Raw genomic sequence first — 15,644 nt, 5'->3', positions numbered from 1 at the left:
CGGGCCAAGCCCCCCGCAGGGGCTTGTCTTCGGTCAGCCGCGTCGCAGGCGTAGGCCCACGAAAGCGAGGGCGAGGCCCAGGCCGATGAGGACCAGGCCGCTGCCCAGCGGCAGGAGCCGCAGCGTGGGCTCGGTCGCCCGGCCACCGGCGGCGTCCGCGGTCGGCGGGGTCGCGGAGGGGGCGAGGCCGGCCTGCTGGGTGGACTCGGAGGCGGTGGGGGCCGCGTCGTCGTAGGCGTCGTCGTGACCGTCATGGCCGTCGTGGTGGTGCCCCCGCCGGCCGGAGTCCGGCGAGGTCCCGTCGTGGCCGTCGTCCTCGCCGTGCTCCCTGTCCGCCTCGCGCTCCGCGTCGTCCCTGTCGTCCATGCCGTCCATGCCTTCGGTGCGCGCCGCGGGACCGTCGTGCCGCCCCGGCCGTGGCCGGCCCTCGGCCGGCCGGCTGCCGGCCCGGGACGGTTCGGCGGAGGCCGAGGGACCGGGGGTGTCCGGGGGCGTGGCCTCGGGGGCGTACGCGGTGGCCGTGCCGCACGGCACGAGGACCGCCGCCAGCACGAGCAGCAGCCGTACGAGACGGAGTGTGGAACGCAGCCATGGAGTCACGTCGGTGACCTCCCGGAGCCCGGTCGCCAAGATCGACGCAACCCAGCCTCACATGTGCTCATACTTCTGGCATTCCGGACTCCGCCGACAGGTCTAAACGCCGGATCGGGCGCACTGGGGGGCGCCACCGTGGTGAGGTGCGGGCGTGCGCGACAATGGCGGCATGGAGATGCCGAGGAACGAAAGGTCGCCCGAGAACCCCCAGATCCTGGTCGTGGGCCAGGACGGCATGGCGCTCGGCGGCGGAGGAGACGACGACTCCCGCGAGATCCCGGTGACGGAGCAGGTGGAGCAGCCCGCCAAGGTCATGCGGATCGGAAGCATGATCAAGCAGCTCCTGGAGGAGGTGCGCGCCGCTCCGCTGGACGAGGCGAGCCGCGCCCGGCTCAAGGAGATCCACCGCAGCTCGGTGAAGGAGCTGGAGGACGGTCTCGCCCCGGAGCTGGTCGAGGAGCTGGAGCGGCTCTCCCTGCCCTTCACCGACGGCGCGACGCCCAGTGACGCGGAGTTGCGCATCGCGCAGGCGCAGCTGGTGGGCTGGCTGGAGGGTCTCTTCCACGGGATCCAGACGACGCTGTTCGCCCAGCAGATGGCCGCCCGTGCCCAGCTGGAGCAGATGCGCCGTGCGCTGCCGCCGGGCGTGGGTCACGAGGGCGACGACAAGCAACCGGGTGGCCGCGCGGGCGGGCCGTACCTGTAGATCACCTGACCACGAAGGGCCCGGCGGTGTGCCGCCGGGCCCTCGACGTCATGCCGCGCGGCTCAGCCGGTGGCCGGATTGCCCGTGGAGACCTTGAGCTGGATCGTGGGCATGTCCTTCGGGTCGACGTCCGTGTCGGCGGCGGGGAACTGGTCCATGATCGTGCCGTCGCCGTAGGTGTTCTCGTCGACGTCGACCACCTTCATCTCCCAGCCCGCGGCCTGGAAGCATGCCTTGACCGACTTGATGTACTTGAACTTGAAGCTGGGCACGCGGATCTTGTCCGGGTCGTCGTACGACTCACGCGGCTCCGTGCACTCGGACGTCTCGATCGTCTTCGACGGGTCCGGGCCGCGGTAGCCCTCCGCGCGGGACGCCGAGACCGAGGCGCCGGCGCTGCCGCCGCCCTTGGCGTCGTCGTCGCTTGTGCCGCCGTTGTTCAGGGTGAGCGCCACGACCAGCGCGACGACCGCGACGAGGGACACCACGATCGAGCCGATGATCACCGGTCTGTTCCCCTTGCCGCCGCCCGAGCCCGGCGACCGGGGCGAGGACGGGGGCGTCAGGTTGTACGGCGGTGGGGTCGAGGGGGCCTGCTGGGCGTACCCGACCGGGGCCGGCGTCTGGTAGCCGCTCTGCTGCGGGTAGCCGTACGCCGGGGAGGGCGCCGGCGTGCCGTACGGGTTCGGGCCCGGGGCCGGTTGGTACGGCGTCTGCACCGGGCCGGTGGGCGCCGGGGTGGTCCGGTCGACCGGCGGGAACACCGCGGAGCCGACGCCCGCGCCGCTCTGCGCCGGGGCGCCGGGGACGATGCTCGGCGGGGCCGCCTGGAAGGACGCGGCGACCCGCAGGCACTCGTCGCGCATCGACTCGGCGGTCGGGAAACGCTCGTTCGGGTTCTTCTTCAGCGCGCGGGAGACCAGTGCGTCCACCGCGGGCGGCAGCGCGCGGTTGATCGCGGAGGGTATCGGCGGCTCCTCCTGCACATGCGCGTACGCGATCGCCAGCGGCGAGTCCGCGTCGAACGGCAGGCGCCCGGTGACCAGTTGGAACAGCATGATGCCGACCGAGTACAGGTCCGAGCGGGCGTCCACGCCCCGGCCCAGCGCCTGCTCGGGCGAGAGGTACTGCGGGGTGCCGACCACCATGCCGGTCTGTGTCATGGACGTGACACCGGACTGCATGGCGCGGGCGATGCCGAAGTCCATCACCTTGACGACGCCGCGCTTGGTCATCATCACGTTGCCCGGCTTGATGTCGCGGTGGACCAGCCCCATCTCGTGGCTGATCTCCAGGGCCGCCAGCACGTCCGCGGTGATCTTCAGCGCCTTGTCGGCGGGCATCGCGCCCTGCTGCCGGATGTCCTCCTCCAGGACCGAGCCCAGCGGGCGCCCCTCGATGTACTCCATGACGATGTACGGCGTGGTCATGGAGTCCAGATCGTCCTCGCCGGTGTCGAAGACCGAGACGATGTTGGTGTGCGTGAGCTTCGCCACGGCCTGCGCCTCGCGGCGGAAGCGCTCGCGGAATGCCTGTTCCCGGCCCAGTTCGGTGTGCAGTGTCTTGATCGCGACCTGGCGGTCCAGCACGGCATCGTACGCCAGGTGCACCGAGGCCATGCCGCCCTCGCCGAGCAAGTCGCGCAGCTGGTAGCGGCCGCCCGCGAGAGCCCTCCCCGCGTACCGGCCCTGTGCGCCGTCCTGGCTCATGTTTCCGCGTCCCCCAGTAGGCCGTCAGGCGCCCCGTTGATCGAATGTCTCATTCCCGCCCAAGTCTGCCCGAGGGCACTGACACGTCAAGCTCGGTGCCCGTTCCGTGACCGTACGCGAAAGAAGCGTCGCGGAAGCGTTACAGCCGCTGTACGACCGGTGCACAGAATTTGCACGACGGCGTGGGTAGCGGGTTTCATGGCCGGTCCGTCTCGGACCGGCCACGGTACCGGTGCCGGACCGGGGGCTTGCGCGGAGGCTGTAGCGTGGCCGACGGAGACCGTGACAACACCGCGCGCACCGCGGGCAGAAACGACGGCGAGGACCGATGGCACAGACGCACAGCGCCCAGGGCCCGTCCGACCCCGAGGCGACTGGCGGCGGCATGTCAGACACGCCGGAGATGTGGGGCAACGGAGGGCTCGTCGGCGACGGCCGGTACCGGCTGACCCGCAGACTCGGCCGGGGCGGCATGGCCGAGGTCTTCGCCGCCGAGGACGTGCGTCTGGGACGCACCGTCGCGGTCAAGCTGCTCCGTTCCGACCTGGCCGAGGACCCGGTCTCCAAGGCCCGCTTCACGCGCGAGGCCCAGTCGGTGGCCGGCCTCAACCACCACGCCATCGTCGCCGTGTACGACTCCGGCGAGGACGTCGTGGGCGGCCAGTCCGTGCCGTACATCGTCATGGAGCTGGTCGAGGGCCGCACCATCCGCGATCTGCTGATCAACGCCGAGGCGCCCGGCCCCGAGCAGGCCCTGATCATCGTCTCCGGGGTCCTGGAGGCGCTGGCCTACTCGCACCAGCACGGCATCGTGCACCGCGACATCAAGCCGGCCAACGTGATCATCACCCACAACGGCGCCGTCAAGGTGATGGACTTCGGCATCGCCCGCGCCCTGCACGGCGCGTCGACGACGATGACCCAGACCGGCATGGTCATGGGCACCCCGCAGTACCTGTCGCCGGAACAGGCGCTCGGCAAGGCGGTCGACCACCGCTCCGACCTGTACGCGACCGGCTGCCTGCTGTACGAACTCCTCGCCCTGCGGCCCCCCTTCGTCGGCGAGACCCCGCTCTCCGTGGTCTACCAGCACGTCCAGGACATCCCGACGCCCCCGTCCGAGGTGTCCGACGCCTCGCCGCCGGAGCTGGACGGCCTGGTGATGCGTTCGCTGGCCAAGGAACCGGACGACCGCTTCCAGACGGCCGAGGAGATGCGCGGCCTGGTGCAGTACGGCCTGCAGATGCTGTACGAGCAGGGCAGCCACACGGGCACCTGGAACACCGGCCCGGTGGAGCTGCACGAGGGCCGGCACACCCCGGCGGGCGGCTTCGCGGGCACGACGGCGATGCAGCACCCCGGCGAGTACGGCGCCGGCACCACACAGATCCCGCAGCCGATCCTGCCCTCCGGGTACGGAGGCGGCGACGACGGCGGCTTCGAGGGGCACGGCAACAAGGGCAGCGGCCGGGGCAAGCTGTGGATCCTGGCCGTGCTCGCGGTGATCGCCATCGCCGCCGGCGTGGCGCTCGCGCTGAACAACACGGGCGGCGGCGGGGGCGGTTCGGACACCACCGAGTCGCCGACCACCTCGCAGACCACCAAGAACGAGACGGCCGACGAGAGCCCGACCGACGAGACGACCGACACGTCGACCGACACGGCCACGGGCGACTCCTCGGACTCGGGCGACAACTCGGACTACGTTCCACCGCCCCAGCCCTCGTTCACCCCGTCCGCGACCGAGAGCCGCGAGCAGAGCCCGTCGCCCTCGAACCCGCAGACCAGCCAGGAGCCGTCGAACCCGGGGACCTCGTCGCAGCCGGAGCCGTCGGACACGCAGCCCGACCCGGGCAGCACGGACCAGGGCAGCACGGGCGACACGGGCGAGGGCCTTTGAAGGACGGCGTCCGAAGCGGCATCCCCGCGCGCGTGACAGCACAACGACGCCCCGCGCGCGCGTGACGGTCCCTGCGCGCACGGCGTGTGCGGTGCCCGTGGTCTCTGAGGGGTCTGTGATGCCTGTGATGTTCGCAGCGTCCGCGCCCGGGGGACTTCGCGCATCCGTCATGCCGGGCATTCCGGTCATGCTGGTTATGCTGGTCATGCTGGTTATTCCATGAAGGCGTCGCGCACCGCGTCGTACTCCCGCGTCCACCACACCGCGAGCGCCGAGGCGGCCGGGAACTGGGGGTCCGCACGGGTGTCGCCGCGCTCGTAGTGCCAGCGCAGCATCCAGAAGTCGTTGAGCCGCTCCCACCACACGCGGTGCACGGCGGCGGCGAACTGCGAAGGCGTCGCCCTGGCCGCGCGCCGGTACGCGCGCGCGTAGGCACGCACCTTCGGCAGGTCGAGGGCGCCCGCCGGCCGGACGAAGAAGATCGCCGCGGCGCGGACCGCCTCCTCGGCGCGGGGCTGCACGCCGAGCCGGTCCCAGTCGACGATCGCGGCAGGCGCGTCTCCTTTGTAGAGCAGGTTGAACGGGTGGAAGTCGCCGTGCACCCAGCCCACCGAGCCGCCGCGCGGGGGACGCCGGTCGGCGTGCTGTTCGAGGAGCGCACGCCGCTCCAGGAGGCGGCGTCTGGCCAGTGCGTCGAAGGTGTCGCACGGCCGGTGCCGGCGCACGTGGGCGAGCAGGTCGTCGATGACGGCGAAGGTGTCGGTGGGGTCGGCGCTCTCCACCGGATGGGGGCTCGTGGCGGGGCGGGTCCCCGCCTTGGGTGGCATCACCCGCTCCAGGCAGGCGTGCACGGCCCCGAGCAGCGCCCCGAGCCGGCCGCACTGACCCGGCGTGAGCTGGCCGCCGTGCCGGTGTCTGCCGTCGATCCAGGGATGCAGGGCGTAGGCGTGGCCGCCGACGACGGCGACCGTACGGCCCTCGCGGTGGGTCAGCGGCGGGGCCACCGGCACGCCGAGGTCGGCGAGGCGCTGGGTGGCCCGGTGCCGGCGTTCGATCGCGGCCGGGTCGGCGGTGTCGGGGTCGAAGTGGTGCTTGAGGAAGTAGCGGCCACGGGTGGTGAGCAGGCGGTAGCCGCGGTTGAGTAGGCCTTGGTCGACGGGCTCGCAGGTGACGGCGGAACCGGCGGCGTACAGGCGCAGCAGGGCGCCCAGCGGGGGCACGTTGGGCACGAGAGATGGTGCAAGAGGTGGTGCAAGAGGTGGTACACAAGAGCGCGGCACGCGCCAGATGCTAGGGCACGGAAAGGGCCAGTGAGCTGGGGCTTGTCACAGACAGTCGCTTTCGATCGCGGTAAGTGATCGAAACGACGAGGTGCCCCGCCGGCCACCTCGATGTCGCCCCTTTTCCCGTCCCTTTCCCGTCCCTTTCTCGTCCTTCTCCGTCTCCGTGAACGCGGGCGGTGTCACCCACGGAGTCTTCCCGTGGCCTGGTCGGCCGGGATAACGTGCCGTTGCTCCGGCCTCCTGCAAGGCTGTGACCAGCGACCTTCCGGTCCGCGCCGATTTACTTGGAAATCCAAGCAAAAACGCAGGTCAGGAGGGGTTTCACAGAAATGTGGTGCACTGGGTAACGTGACCTTGCAGGGCGCTCGCCGGGGCACCTGTCCCGCCAGTTCCCGGCCGAGCGGCACCCACCCCGTGCCCGGTGGTCTGGAATCGGTGAGCCGCACTGGTTACCCGGCAACCCCGGGAGCCGGACCGACGGAGGAGCACACGTGACCGTGGACAGCAGTGCCGCGCGCAAGCCGCGACGCAGCGCCGCAGGCAAGGCCGGCACCACCAGCAACGCCAGCACCGGCGCGACGAGGGGCACCGAACCGGAGCTGGTTCAGTTGCTCACCCCGGAGGGCAAGCGTGTCAGGATCGCGAAGAACGCGAAGAACGCGCAACACGCCCAGTACGCCCAGTACGTGGCCGACATCACCCCCGACGAGCTGCGCGGGCTGTACCGCGACATGGTGCTCACCCGCCGCTTCGACGCCGAGGCCACCGCCCTGCAGCGCCAGGGCGAACTGGGTCTGTGGGCGTCGCTGCTGGGCCAGGAGGCCGCCCAGATCGGCTCCGGCCGGGCCACCCGGCCGGACGACTACGTCTTCCCGACCTACCGCGAGCACGGCGTCGCCTGGTGCCGGGGCGTCGACCCGACCAACCTGCTCGGCATGTTCCGCGGCGTCAACCACGGCGGCTGGGACCCCAACAGCAACAACTTCCACCTCTACACGATCGTCATCGGTTCCCAGACCCTGCACGCCACCGGCTACGCGATGGGCATCGCCAAGGACGGCGCGGACAGCGCGGTGATCGCCTACTTCGGCGACGGCGCCTCCAGCCAGGGCGACGTGGCCGAGTCGTTCACCTTCTCCGCGGTCTACAACGCACCGGTCGTGTTCTTCTGCCAGAACAACCAGTGGGCGATCTCCGAGCCGACCGAGAAGCAGACCCGCGTCCCGCTCTACCAGCGTGCGCAGGGCTACGGCTTCCCGGGTGTCCGGGTGGACGGCAACGACGTGCTGGCCTGCCTCGCCGTCACCCGCTGGGCGCTGGACCGCGCCCGCAACGGCGAGGGCCCGACGCTGGTCGAGGCGTACACCTACCGGATGGGCGCCCACACCACCTCCGACGACCCCACCCGTTACCGGCACGACGACGAGCGCGCCGCCTGGGAGGCGAAGGACCCGATCCTGCGCCTTCGCCGCTATCTGGAGGCCTCAAACCACGCGGACGAGGGATTCTTCGCGGAACTTGAGGCGGAGAGCGAAGCGTTGGGCAGACGAGTGCGCGAAGTGGTCCGCGCCATGCCGGACCCGGACACCTTCGCCATCTTCGAGAACGTGTACGCGGACGGGCATGCGCTCGTCGACGAGGAGCGAGCCCAGTTCGCCGCCTACCAGGCGTCGTTCGCGGACGCAGAGGGGGTCTGATCATGGCAGCGGAGACCATGGCCACCAAGAACATGCCTCTGGCCAAGGCGATCAACGAGTCGCTGCGCCGCGCCCTGGAGGCGGACCCCAAGGTCCTCGTCATGGGCGAGGACGTCGGCAAGCTCGGCGGCGTCTTCCGGGTCACCGACGGCTTGCAGAAGGACTTCGGCGAGAGCCGCGTCATCGACACCCCGCTCGCCGAGTCGGGCATCGTCGGTACGGCGATCGGGCTGGCCCTGCGCGGCTACCGCCCGGTGGTGGAGATCCAGTTCGACGGCTTCGTCTTCCCGGCGTACGACCAGATCGTCACCCAGCTCGCGAAGATGCACGCGCGCTCGCTGGGCAAGGTCAAGCTCCCCGTCGTCGTCCGCATCCCCTACGGCGGTGGCATCGGCGCGGTCGAGCACCACTCCGAATCCCCCGAGGCCCTGTTCGCGCACGTGGCGGGGCTGAAGATCGTCTCCCCGTCCAACGCCTCGGACGCCTACTGGATGATGCAGCAGGCCATCCAGAGCGACGACCCGGTGATCTACTTCGAGCCCAAGCGGCGCTACTGGGACAAGGCGGAGGTCAACACCGAGGCGATCCCGGACCCGCTGCACAAGGCGCGCGTGGTGCGGGCGGGCACCGATCTGACCCTCGCCGCGTACGGCCCGATGGTGAAGCTCTGTCAGGAAGTCGCCGGCGCGGCGGCCGAGGAGGGCAGGTCCCTGGAAGTCCTCGATCTGCGCTCGGTGTCCCCGCTGGACTTCGACTCGATCCAGGCGTCGGTCGAGAGAACCCGCCGCCTGGTCGTCGTCCACGAGGCGCCGGTGTTCTTCGGCTCCGGCGCGGAGATCGCCGCCCGGATCACGGAGCGCTGCTTCTACCACCTGGAGGCCCCGGTCCTGCGGGTGGGCGGCTATCACACCCCGTATCCGCCGGCGCGCCTGGAGGAGGAGTACCTGCCGGACCTGGACCGGGTGCTCGACGCCGTCGACCGTGCCCTGGCGTACTGAGGAGAGGGTCGTGACGACGATGACGGACGCGTCCGTACGCGAGTTCAAGATGCCCGACGTGGGCGAGGGGCTCACCGAGGCCGAGATCCTCAAGTGGTACGTCCAGCCGGGCGACACGGTGACCGACGGCCAGGTGGTGTGCGAGGTCGAGACCGCCAAGGCGGCCGTGGAACTCCCCATCCCCTACGACGGCGTGGTCCGTGAGCTGCACTTCCCCGAGGGCACCACGGTCGACGTGGGCACCGTGATCATCGCGGTGGACGTGGCCGGCGGTGCCTCCGTGCCCGTGCCCGCCGCGCCGCAGGAGTCCGAGCCCGAGCGGCCCGAGGCGCCCGCGGCGGAGCCTGAGGCACCGGCCCGCCAGCCGGTGCTCGTCGGGTACGGCGTCGCGACCTCCGCGACCAGACGCCGCCCGCGCAAGGCCCCCGAGACCGCCGCCCCCGAGGCCGCCCGGGCGGTCCAGCCCGAGCTGAACGGCCGCGGCGGCGTGCCCGCGGCGCCGCGGCCGCTGGCCAAGCCCCCGGTGCGCAAGCTGGCGAAGGACCTCGGCGTCGACCTGGCGACGGTGACCCCGTCGGGCCCGGACGGCGTCATCACCCGCGAGGACGTGCACGCGGCGGTGACCGCCACGGCGCCTGGGCCCGAGGCCGCGGCCCCGCTCCCGGCCCCCGCCGCCCCGGCTCGGGTCGTGACCTACGACGGCGCGCGCGAGACCCGCGTCCCGGTCAAGGGCGTGCGCAAGGCGACCGCGCAGGCCATGGTCGGCTCGGCGTTCACGGCACCGCATGTCACGGAGTTCGTGACGGTCGACGTGACGCGCACGATGAAGCTGGTGGAGGAGCTGAAGCAGGACAAGGAGATGCAGGGGCTGCGGGTCTCCCCGCTGCTGCTGATCGCCAAGGCCCTGCTGGTCGCCGTCAAGCGCCACCCGGACATCAACGCCTCGTGGGACGAGGCGGCCCAGGAGATCGTCCTCAAGCACTATGTGAACCTGGGCATCGCGGCGGCGACTCCGCGCGGCCTGATCGTCCCGAACATCAAGGACGCGCACCTCAAGACGCTTCCGCAACTGGCGCAGGAGCTGAGTGACTTGGTGTCGACGGCGCGCGAGGGACGGACCAGCCCGGCGGCGATGCAGGGCGGGACGGTGACGATCACCAACGTCGGTGTCTTCGGCGTCGACACCGGCACGCCGATCCTCAACCCCGGCGAGTCCGCGATCCTCGCGGTCGGCGCGATCAAGCTCCAGCCGTGGGTCCACAAGGGCAAGGTGAAGCCGCGGCAGGTCACCACCCTGGCGCTGAGCTTCGACCACCGCCTGGTGGACGGCGAGTTGGGCTCCAAGGTGCTCGCCGACGTGGCGGCCGTCCTGGAACAGCCGAAGCGCCTGATCACCTGGGCGTGACACAAGAGCGCCCGACCGGTTCCGGACGACAGGGCCCGCCGCTGGGTGCGGCGGGCCCTGTCGTCGCAGGGTGCGGCGTCAGCCCAGCCTTGCGAAGCCGTAGTTGAGGAGCTTGGTGGCGTCCTTGCCGCGCTGGGTGGCGCTCGTGGAGGCGAGGACGGTGCCGATGACCGTCTTGCCGTTCCGGGTGGCCGCGAAGACCAGGCAGTACTTGGCCTCCGGGCCCGATCCGGTCTTCACGCCGATCGCACCGCTGTAACTGCTGAGCAGCGTGTTCGTGTTGGTCCACGGCTGCATCGTGCGGGTGCTGCCGGTCTTGGTGATCGTCTTCGCCGTGTACTTCTTGGTCTTGACGATCGAGCGGAACGTGGAACTCTTCATCGCGCTGCTGGCGAGCTTCGTCAGATCGCGCGGCGTCGAGTAGTTGGAGCCGTTGCCGATGCCGTCGAACGAATCGAAGTGCGTGTTCGTCAGGCCGAGGTTCTTGGCGGTCGAGTTCATCTTGCCGATGAACGACTTCACGCGCTTGGCCCGCGTCGAGCCCGTACCGAACTTGTCGGCGAGCGCGTAGGCGGCGTCGCAGCCGGACGGCAGCATGAGGCCGTACAGCAGCTGGCGCACGGTGACCTTGTCGCCGACGATCAGGCGGGCCGAGGAGGCGTTCTTCGACACGATGTAGTCGCTGTACGCCTTCTGGATGGTGACCTTGGCGTTCAGGTTGAGGTTCGACTGGGCGAGCACGACCTTGGCGGTCATGATCTTCGTGGTGGAGCCCGTCGAACGCCGGGTGTCCGCCGCCTTGGTGTACAGCGACTTGGCGTTCGCGTTGTTCATGACATAGCCGCCCTTGGCCGCGATCGACGGCGTGGTCACGGCCTGCGCGGGCGCCGCGGTGAGGGCTCCGGTGGCGAGCATGGCGCCGGACGTGACGGCGACGGCGACGGCTCTGCGCATGCGGATGCCCTTGGTGCCGTTTATCAAGTTAGGTACCCCGATTGTGTGAATGCGCCTGGTGTGCGGCCGGGTTGAGGTGGCACGGGAGTAGGGCCGCACGTGTGTGACACGTGAGTAGCACAGAAGGTTGTGCTCTCCCGCCGGGGACACCCGGATTTCCCTGCGGGGTGTCTGTCGGGGTGATCCAGGAGACGCCGGCGCGCCGTGGGCGGTCCGCATCGTGGACGGCTCGTGTCATGCGTACGTGATGTATCTATGATGTGCGCATGCCTTCAGCGCCGCCCGCACCGTCCGCTCCCGTGAAGCAGCCACCCGCCGCCGACCGCGTCTACGCCCACATCAAGCAGGGCGTCCTGGACCGCCGCTACGAGGGCGGCACCCTTTTGACCGAGGGCGAACTGGCCGAGGCCGTCGGCGTCTCCCGCACACCGGTGCGCGAGGCGCTGCTGCGGCTCGAAGTGGAAGGGCTGATCAAGCTCTACCCGAAGAAGGGCGCCCTGGTGCTGCCCGTCTCCGCGCAGGAGATCGCCGACGTCGTGGAGACCCGGCTGCTGGTCGAGGAGCACGCCGCACGCAAGGCCGTGCCCGCGCCGCCCGGGCTGGTCGAGCGGCTGACGGAACTCCTCGCGCGGCAGAAGGAGCAGGCGGCGGCCGGCGACCTGGCCGCCGCCGCGGTCACCGACCGCTGCTTCCACGCCGAGATCGTGCGCAGTGGCGGCAACGAGATCCTCTCCCGCCTCTACGACCAGCTCCGCGACCGCCAGCTGCGGATGGGCGTCGCTGTCCTGCACTCCCACCCGGACCGGATCGCCAAGACCCTCGCCGAGCACGGGGAGATCCTCGACGCGCTGCGCTCCGGTGACGCGGAGGCGGCCGTCGGCATCGTGCACCGGCACGTGAGCTGGTTCTCCCACCTCGCACGGGGTGAGGTGCGGTGAGCAACGCCACCCTCCCCGGCGACCCGCCGGGCGGCCGTCGCGCGATCGCGATCTGGGGCATAGGCGTCGCGGTCTACTTCGTCGCCGTGATCTTCCGCACGTCCCTGGGCGTCGCCGGCCTGGACGCGATCGACCGCTTCCATGTGAACGCCTCCGCCCTGTCGACGTTCTCCATCGTCCAACTCCTCGTCTACGCGGGCATGCAGATACCCGTCGGCCTGCTCGTCGACCGGCTCGGCACCAAGAAGGTGCTGGGCCTGGGCGCGGTGCTGTTCACGGCGGGCCAACTGGGCTTCGCCTTCTCCCCGTCGTACGGCACGGCGCTCGCCTCGCGCGCCCTGCTCGGCTGCGGCGACGCGATGACGTTCATCAGCGTGCTGCGGCTGGGCACCCGCTGGTTCCCGGTGCGCCGCAGCCCGCTGGTCGCCCAGCTCGCCGGCCTCGTCGGGATGGCGGGCAACCTGGTCTCCACGCTGGTCCTCGCCCGGCTGCTGCACGGCATCGGCTGGACCCCGGCGTTCGCCGGCAGCGCCCTGGCCGGCGTGGTGGTCCTCGTGCTTCTGCTGCTCTTCCTGAAGGACCACCCGGAGGGCCATGAGCCGGAGCCGTTCCCGCACCGGGGCTCCGCCTATGTGCGCAGGCAGATCGCCGCGGCCTGGCGGGAGCCGGGGACCCGGCTCGGCCTGTGGGTGCACTTCACCACCCAGTTCCCGGCGATGGTGTTCCTGCTGCTGTGGGGCCTGCCCTTCCTGGTCGAGGCCCAGGGCCTCAGCCGCGCCACGGCCGGCGAACTGCTGACCCTCGTCGTGCTGTCCAACATGGTGGTCGGCCTGGTCTACGGCCAGATCGTCGCCCGGCACCACGCGGCCCGGCTGCCGCTGGCCCTCGGCACCGTCGGCGCGACCGCACTCGTCTGGGCGGCGACCCTCGCCTACCCGGGTGAGCGGGCGCCGATGTGGCTGCTGCTGGTGCTGTGCACGGTGCTGGGCTCGTGCGGACCCGCCTCGATGCTCGGCTTCGACTTCGCCCGCCCCGCCAATCCGCCGGAGCGGCAGGGCACGGCGTCCGGCATCACCAACATGGGCGGCTTCGTCGCCTCGATGACCACCCTGTTCGTCATCGGGGTGCTGCTGGACGCCACCGACGACGACTACACCGTCGCGTTCTCGGTGGTGTTCGTCCTCCAGGCGCTCGGCCTCAGCCAGATACTGCGGTTGCGCAGGCGGGCGGCCCGCCGGGAACGGGAACGGCTGGTCGCCAGCCGGGTGGAGACGGTCCACGTCCCCGCCTGATCCGGCAGGCCGGGGCGGGGCGTTCGGTGCGTGCGGTGCGTGCGGTGCCTGCGGTGCGTTCGGGGTGGGGTGGGTCGGTGGTCGGGTGCGGGGGCGTTGTGGCTGGTCGCGCAGTTCCCCGCGCCCCCCCTCCGGGGACGTCGGAGGTTCCTCGGCTGGCGCGCCGTTGTGGCTGGTCGCGCAGTTCCCCGCGCCCCCCTCCGGGGGCGTTGTGGCTGGGCGGGCTGTTCCCCGCGCCCCCCTGCGGGGGCGTTGTGGCTTTGGGGGCGCTGGGAACTAGTGGGTTGGGACGAGGGTGAGGTAGGCGATGCCCAGGAGGTTGCGGTAGCCCATCCACTGGGTCCGGTGCCGGTCGAGTCGGTCACGGGTCTCGGCCGCCAGCGGATGGCCGGGGTGCCGGGCGAGCCATACCTCGGTGTCCGCCTGGTAGCCCGACTCGAACTCCTGCCACTCGTCGGCGTTCGCGGTCTCCGTCCACTCCGGCCGGAACCCGGCCGCCACCGCGAGATCGATGAGGCCCGCCAGGCCGTGGTACTCGTCGGCGGAGGCGCCGGGCCAGATGCCGGACAGCTCCGCGGGCGTCGGGGTCCGCTCCCAGAAGCCCTCGCCGAGCAGCACCCGGCCGTCGTCCGCGACCAGCCGCCGCAGCTCGCGCAGGGCCTCGGCCGTGTGCGCGGGCGCTTCGGCCGCGCTCAGCGCCTGGCTGGCGCCCAGACACAGCACCAGGTCGGCGGGCCCGCGCCGGGAGTCCACGCCCGACTCCTGGACGAACTCCACCCGGTCCGCGAGCCCCCGCGCCGTTGCGTTGCGCCGCCCGCGGGCCAGGTCCTCGCCGTTCAGATCGATCCCGGTGCCGCGGGCACCCGGTACGGCGGCCAGGACACGGAGCAGCAACTCGCCCCAGCCGCAGCCGATGTCGAGCACGGTGGCCGGCTCCGTACCGGCGAGCCGCGCCACCATCCCCGCGGCGCGCGCCTCGGAGAGCGGGCCGTGGAAGGTGAGCCGGGTCAGCCGAGGCGGACGGTCGTCGGTCTTGGCGGCACCGTCGGCGTGCTGGGTGGTGTCAGTCATGCCGCGCACGCTAGTTCGCCGATGCGCCGCCGCACACCGATTATCGGGGCGGCCGCCGGTCAGCGGCCGACGCCCGGCGGCCGACGCTCGATGGCGCCGCCCGCCTGCGACCCGCCCCGTCTACGGCGTCACCGTGAAGTGACGCAGGATCGCCGTCGTCAGCTCGGGATCCCCCTCCGTCTTCACCCGGTCCGCGACCGCCTCCGGGGTGACCCGGCCGCAGGCCAGGCGGACGTAGGTCTCCCAGTCCAGGGTGAGGGTGGCCGCGGGACCGAGGGCGGGGGCGGTCTCCAGGGTGCCGCGGCCCTGGATGTCGACGCGGATGGTGCGCAGGAACTCCACGGGTCCGTGCACGTCGAAGACGATCGCCGAACTGCGCGGGGCGCCCGCGTCCTTGGCCACGATCTTCGGCAGGGCGGCGAGCAGTACGTCCCGGACGACCTGGGCACCCGGCGAGTCGAGGTTGCCGGGTTGGCCGAGGGCGGTGCGCAGATCCTGCTCATGCACCCACACGTCGAACGCCCGGTTCCGCATGGCCTCTTCGAGCGTGATCTCCGCGCCCAGCGGGCCGCGCACCTTGGTGCCCGGCTCACGGGACTCGTTGCGCAGCTGGCGGTTGCGGCGGATGATCGTGTACTCCAGCTCGGCGGTCATCTCCGGCGCCGTGTGGTGCCGGCGCACATCGACCTGCATCTCCATGTAGCGCTGGTGTTCATTGGTGACGTGGAACAGGTCCCGGGGCAGCGTGTGGATGGGCCGTGGATCGCCGAGCATCTCGCAGTCCAGACCGATCACATGCGACACGACGTCACGGACGGACCAGCCGGGGCAGGGGGTCCGCCGGTTCCACTCACCCTCCACAAGCGGCTGCACCAGCTCGGATATCGCTTCGATGGAGTGGGTCCAGGCGTCGGCGTAGGGCTGGAGGGTGGGATGCAGACTCACGGAACGGGACCCCTCGGCGGTCGGTACACGGGCGGTTGGTGGCGGCGTTGCCAGTGGGAGGTGGCTGTCGGCGGGTGTCTCGGAACTCCCCCAAGCTATCGGCTTCGCTCGAACAGGGGGGACCCCCAAGTTACGCTGCTGTGAGGCACCCC

13 protein-coding genes are annotated in these 15,644 nt (G+C 71.3%); 7 read left to right on the top strand and 6 right to left on the bottom strand.

The window, feature by feature from the left end; genetic code table 11:
- Positions 1-33 precede the first annotated feature (33 nt).
- Positions 34-630, bottom strand: coding sequence for a hypothetical protein (locus ACFYTE_RS38515; RefSeq protein WP_388721091.1), 597 nt, complete (start codon positions 628-630; stop codon positions 34-36).
- A 133-nt stretch (positions 631-763) separates the two neighbouring features.
- Here ACFYTE_RS38515 and ACFYTE_RS38510 point away from each other — a divergent pair, with 133 nt between their 5' ends.
- On the top strand, positions 764-1,300 hold the full coding sequence (locus ACFYTE_RS38510) for a bacterial proteasome activator family protein (RefSeq protein WP_388721088.1): 537 nt from the start codon (positions 764-766) through the stop codon (positions 1,298-1,300).
- 62 nt (positions 1,301-1,362) lie between these two features.
- On the opposite strand, the gene ACFYTE_RS38505 is transcribed toward ACFYTE_RS38510, so the two are convergent.
- Positions 1,363-3,009, bottom strand: coding sequence for a protein kinase (locus tag ACFYTE_RS38505; RefSeq protein ID WP_388721085.1), 1,647 nt, complete (start codon positions 3,007-3,009; stop codon positions 1,363-1,365).
- A 328-nt stretch (positions 3,010-3,337) separates the two neighbouring features.
- On the opposite strand from ACFYTE_RS38505, the gene ACFYTE_RS38500 reads away from it, so the two are divergent.
- Positions 3,338-4,909 carry a protein kinase gene (locus tag ACFYTE_RS38500; RefSeq protein ID WP_388721082.1) on the top strand — a complete coding sequence of 524 codons (1,572 nt, stop codon included), beginning with the start codon at positions 3,338-3,340 and terminating at the stop codon, positions 4,907-4,909.
- Between the two features lie 212 nt (positions 4,910-5,121).
- On the opposite strand, the gene ACFYTE_RS38495 is transcribed toward ACFYTE_RS38500, so the two are convergent.
- Positions 5,122-6,138, bottom strand: a complete 1,017-nt coding sequence (locus ACFYTE_RS38495) for a phosphotransferase (RefSeq protein WP_388721079.1) — start codon at positions 6,136-6,138, stop codon at positions 5,122-5,124.
- Between the two features lie 545 nt (positions 6,139-6,683).
- Here ACFYTE_RS38495 and pdhA point away from each other — a divergent pair.
- The 3 genes from pdhA to ACFYTE_RS38480 are packed head-to-tail and all read left to right on the top strand — an operon-like array spanning position 6,684 to position 10,292.
- Positions 6,684-7,889 carry a pyruvate dehydrogenase (acetyl-transferring) E1 component subunit alpha gene (gene pdhA / locus ACFYTE_RS38490; protein ID WP_388721076.1) on the top strand — a complete coding sequence of 402 codons (1,206 nt, stop codon included), beginning with the start codon at positions 6,684-6,686 and terminating at the stop codon, positions 7,887-7,889.
- Positions 7,890-7,906: 17 nt separating this feature from the next.
- A complete protein-coding gene (locus ACFYTE_RS38485; RefSeq protein WP_388721132.1) occupies positions 7,907-8,887 on the top strand; it encodes an alpha-ketoacid dehydrogenase subunit beta in 981 nt (326 codons plus the stop codon).
- A 10-nt stretch (positions 8,888-8,897) separates the two neighbouring features.
- Positions 8,898-10,292, top strand: a complete 1,395-nt coding sequence (locus tag ACFYTE_RS38480; RefSeq protein ID WP_388721073.1) for a dihydrolipoamide acetyltransferase family protein — start codon at positions 8,898-8,900, stop codon at positions 10,290-10,292.
- 78 nt (positions 10,293-10,370) lie between these two features.
- Here ACFYTE_RS38480 and ACFYTE_RS38475 read toward each other — a convergent pair whose 3' ends face one another.
- Positions 10,371-11,246, bottom strand: coding sequence for a D-alanyl-D-alanine carboxypeptidase family protein (locus tag ACFYTE_RS38475; protein ID WP_388721070.1), 876 nt, complete (start codon positions 11,244-11,246; stop codon positions 10,371-10,373).
- Between the two features lie 266 nt (positions 11,247-11,512).
- Between ACFYTE_RS38475 and ACFYTE_RS38470 the strand changes: the two genes are divergently transcribed.
- The gene (locus tag ACFYTE_RS38470) at positions 11,513-12,184 is read left to right on the top strand and encodes a GntR family transcriptional regulator (protein ID WP_388721068.1); all 672 of its coding nucleotides are present in this window, start codon (positions 11,513-11,515) and stop codon (positions 12,182-12,184) included.
- Positions 12,181-13,476, top strand: a complete 1,296-nt coding sequence (locus ACFYTE_RS38465; RefSeq protein ID WP_388721065.1) for a nitrate/nitrite transporter — start codon at positions 12,181-12,183, stop codon at positions 13,474-13,476. The genes ACFYTE_RS38470 and ACFYTE_RS38465 overlap by 4 nt, the downstream gene beginning before the upstream one ends.
- 276 nt (positions 13,477-13,752) lie before the next feature.
- Here the strand turns inward: ACFYTE_RS38465 and ACFYTE_RS38460 are convergent, their stop codons facing one another.
- The gene (locus ACFYTE_RS38460; protein WP_388721063.1) at positions 13,753-14,547 is read right to left on the bottom strand and encodes an SAM-dependent methyltransferase; all 795 of its coding nucleotides are present in this window, start codon (positions 14,545-14,547) and stop codon (positions 13,753-13,755) included.
- Between the two features lie 120 nt (positions 14,548-14,667).
- Complete coding sequence (locus ACFYTE_RS38455) at positions 14,668-15,492, bottom strand: maleylpyruvate isomerase family mycothiol-dependent enzyme (RefSeq protein WP_388721060.1); 825 nt, start codon at positions 15,490-15,492, stop codon at positions 14,668-14,670.
- Positions 15,493-15,644: the final 152 nt, after the last annotated feature.

Source organism: Streptomyces sp. NPDC004629 (assembly GCF_042873595.1).
Taxonomy (GTDB): domain Bacteria; phylum Actinomycetota; class Actinomycetes; order Streptomycetales; family Streptomycetaceae; genus Streptomyces.
The sequence above is the reverse complement of the archived record's forward strand: the minus strand, read 5'-3'. Positions and strand labels throughout refer to the sequence as shown.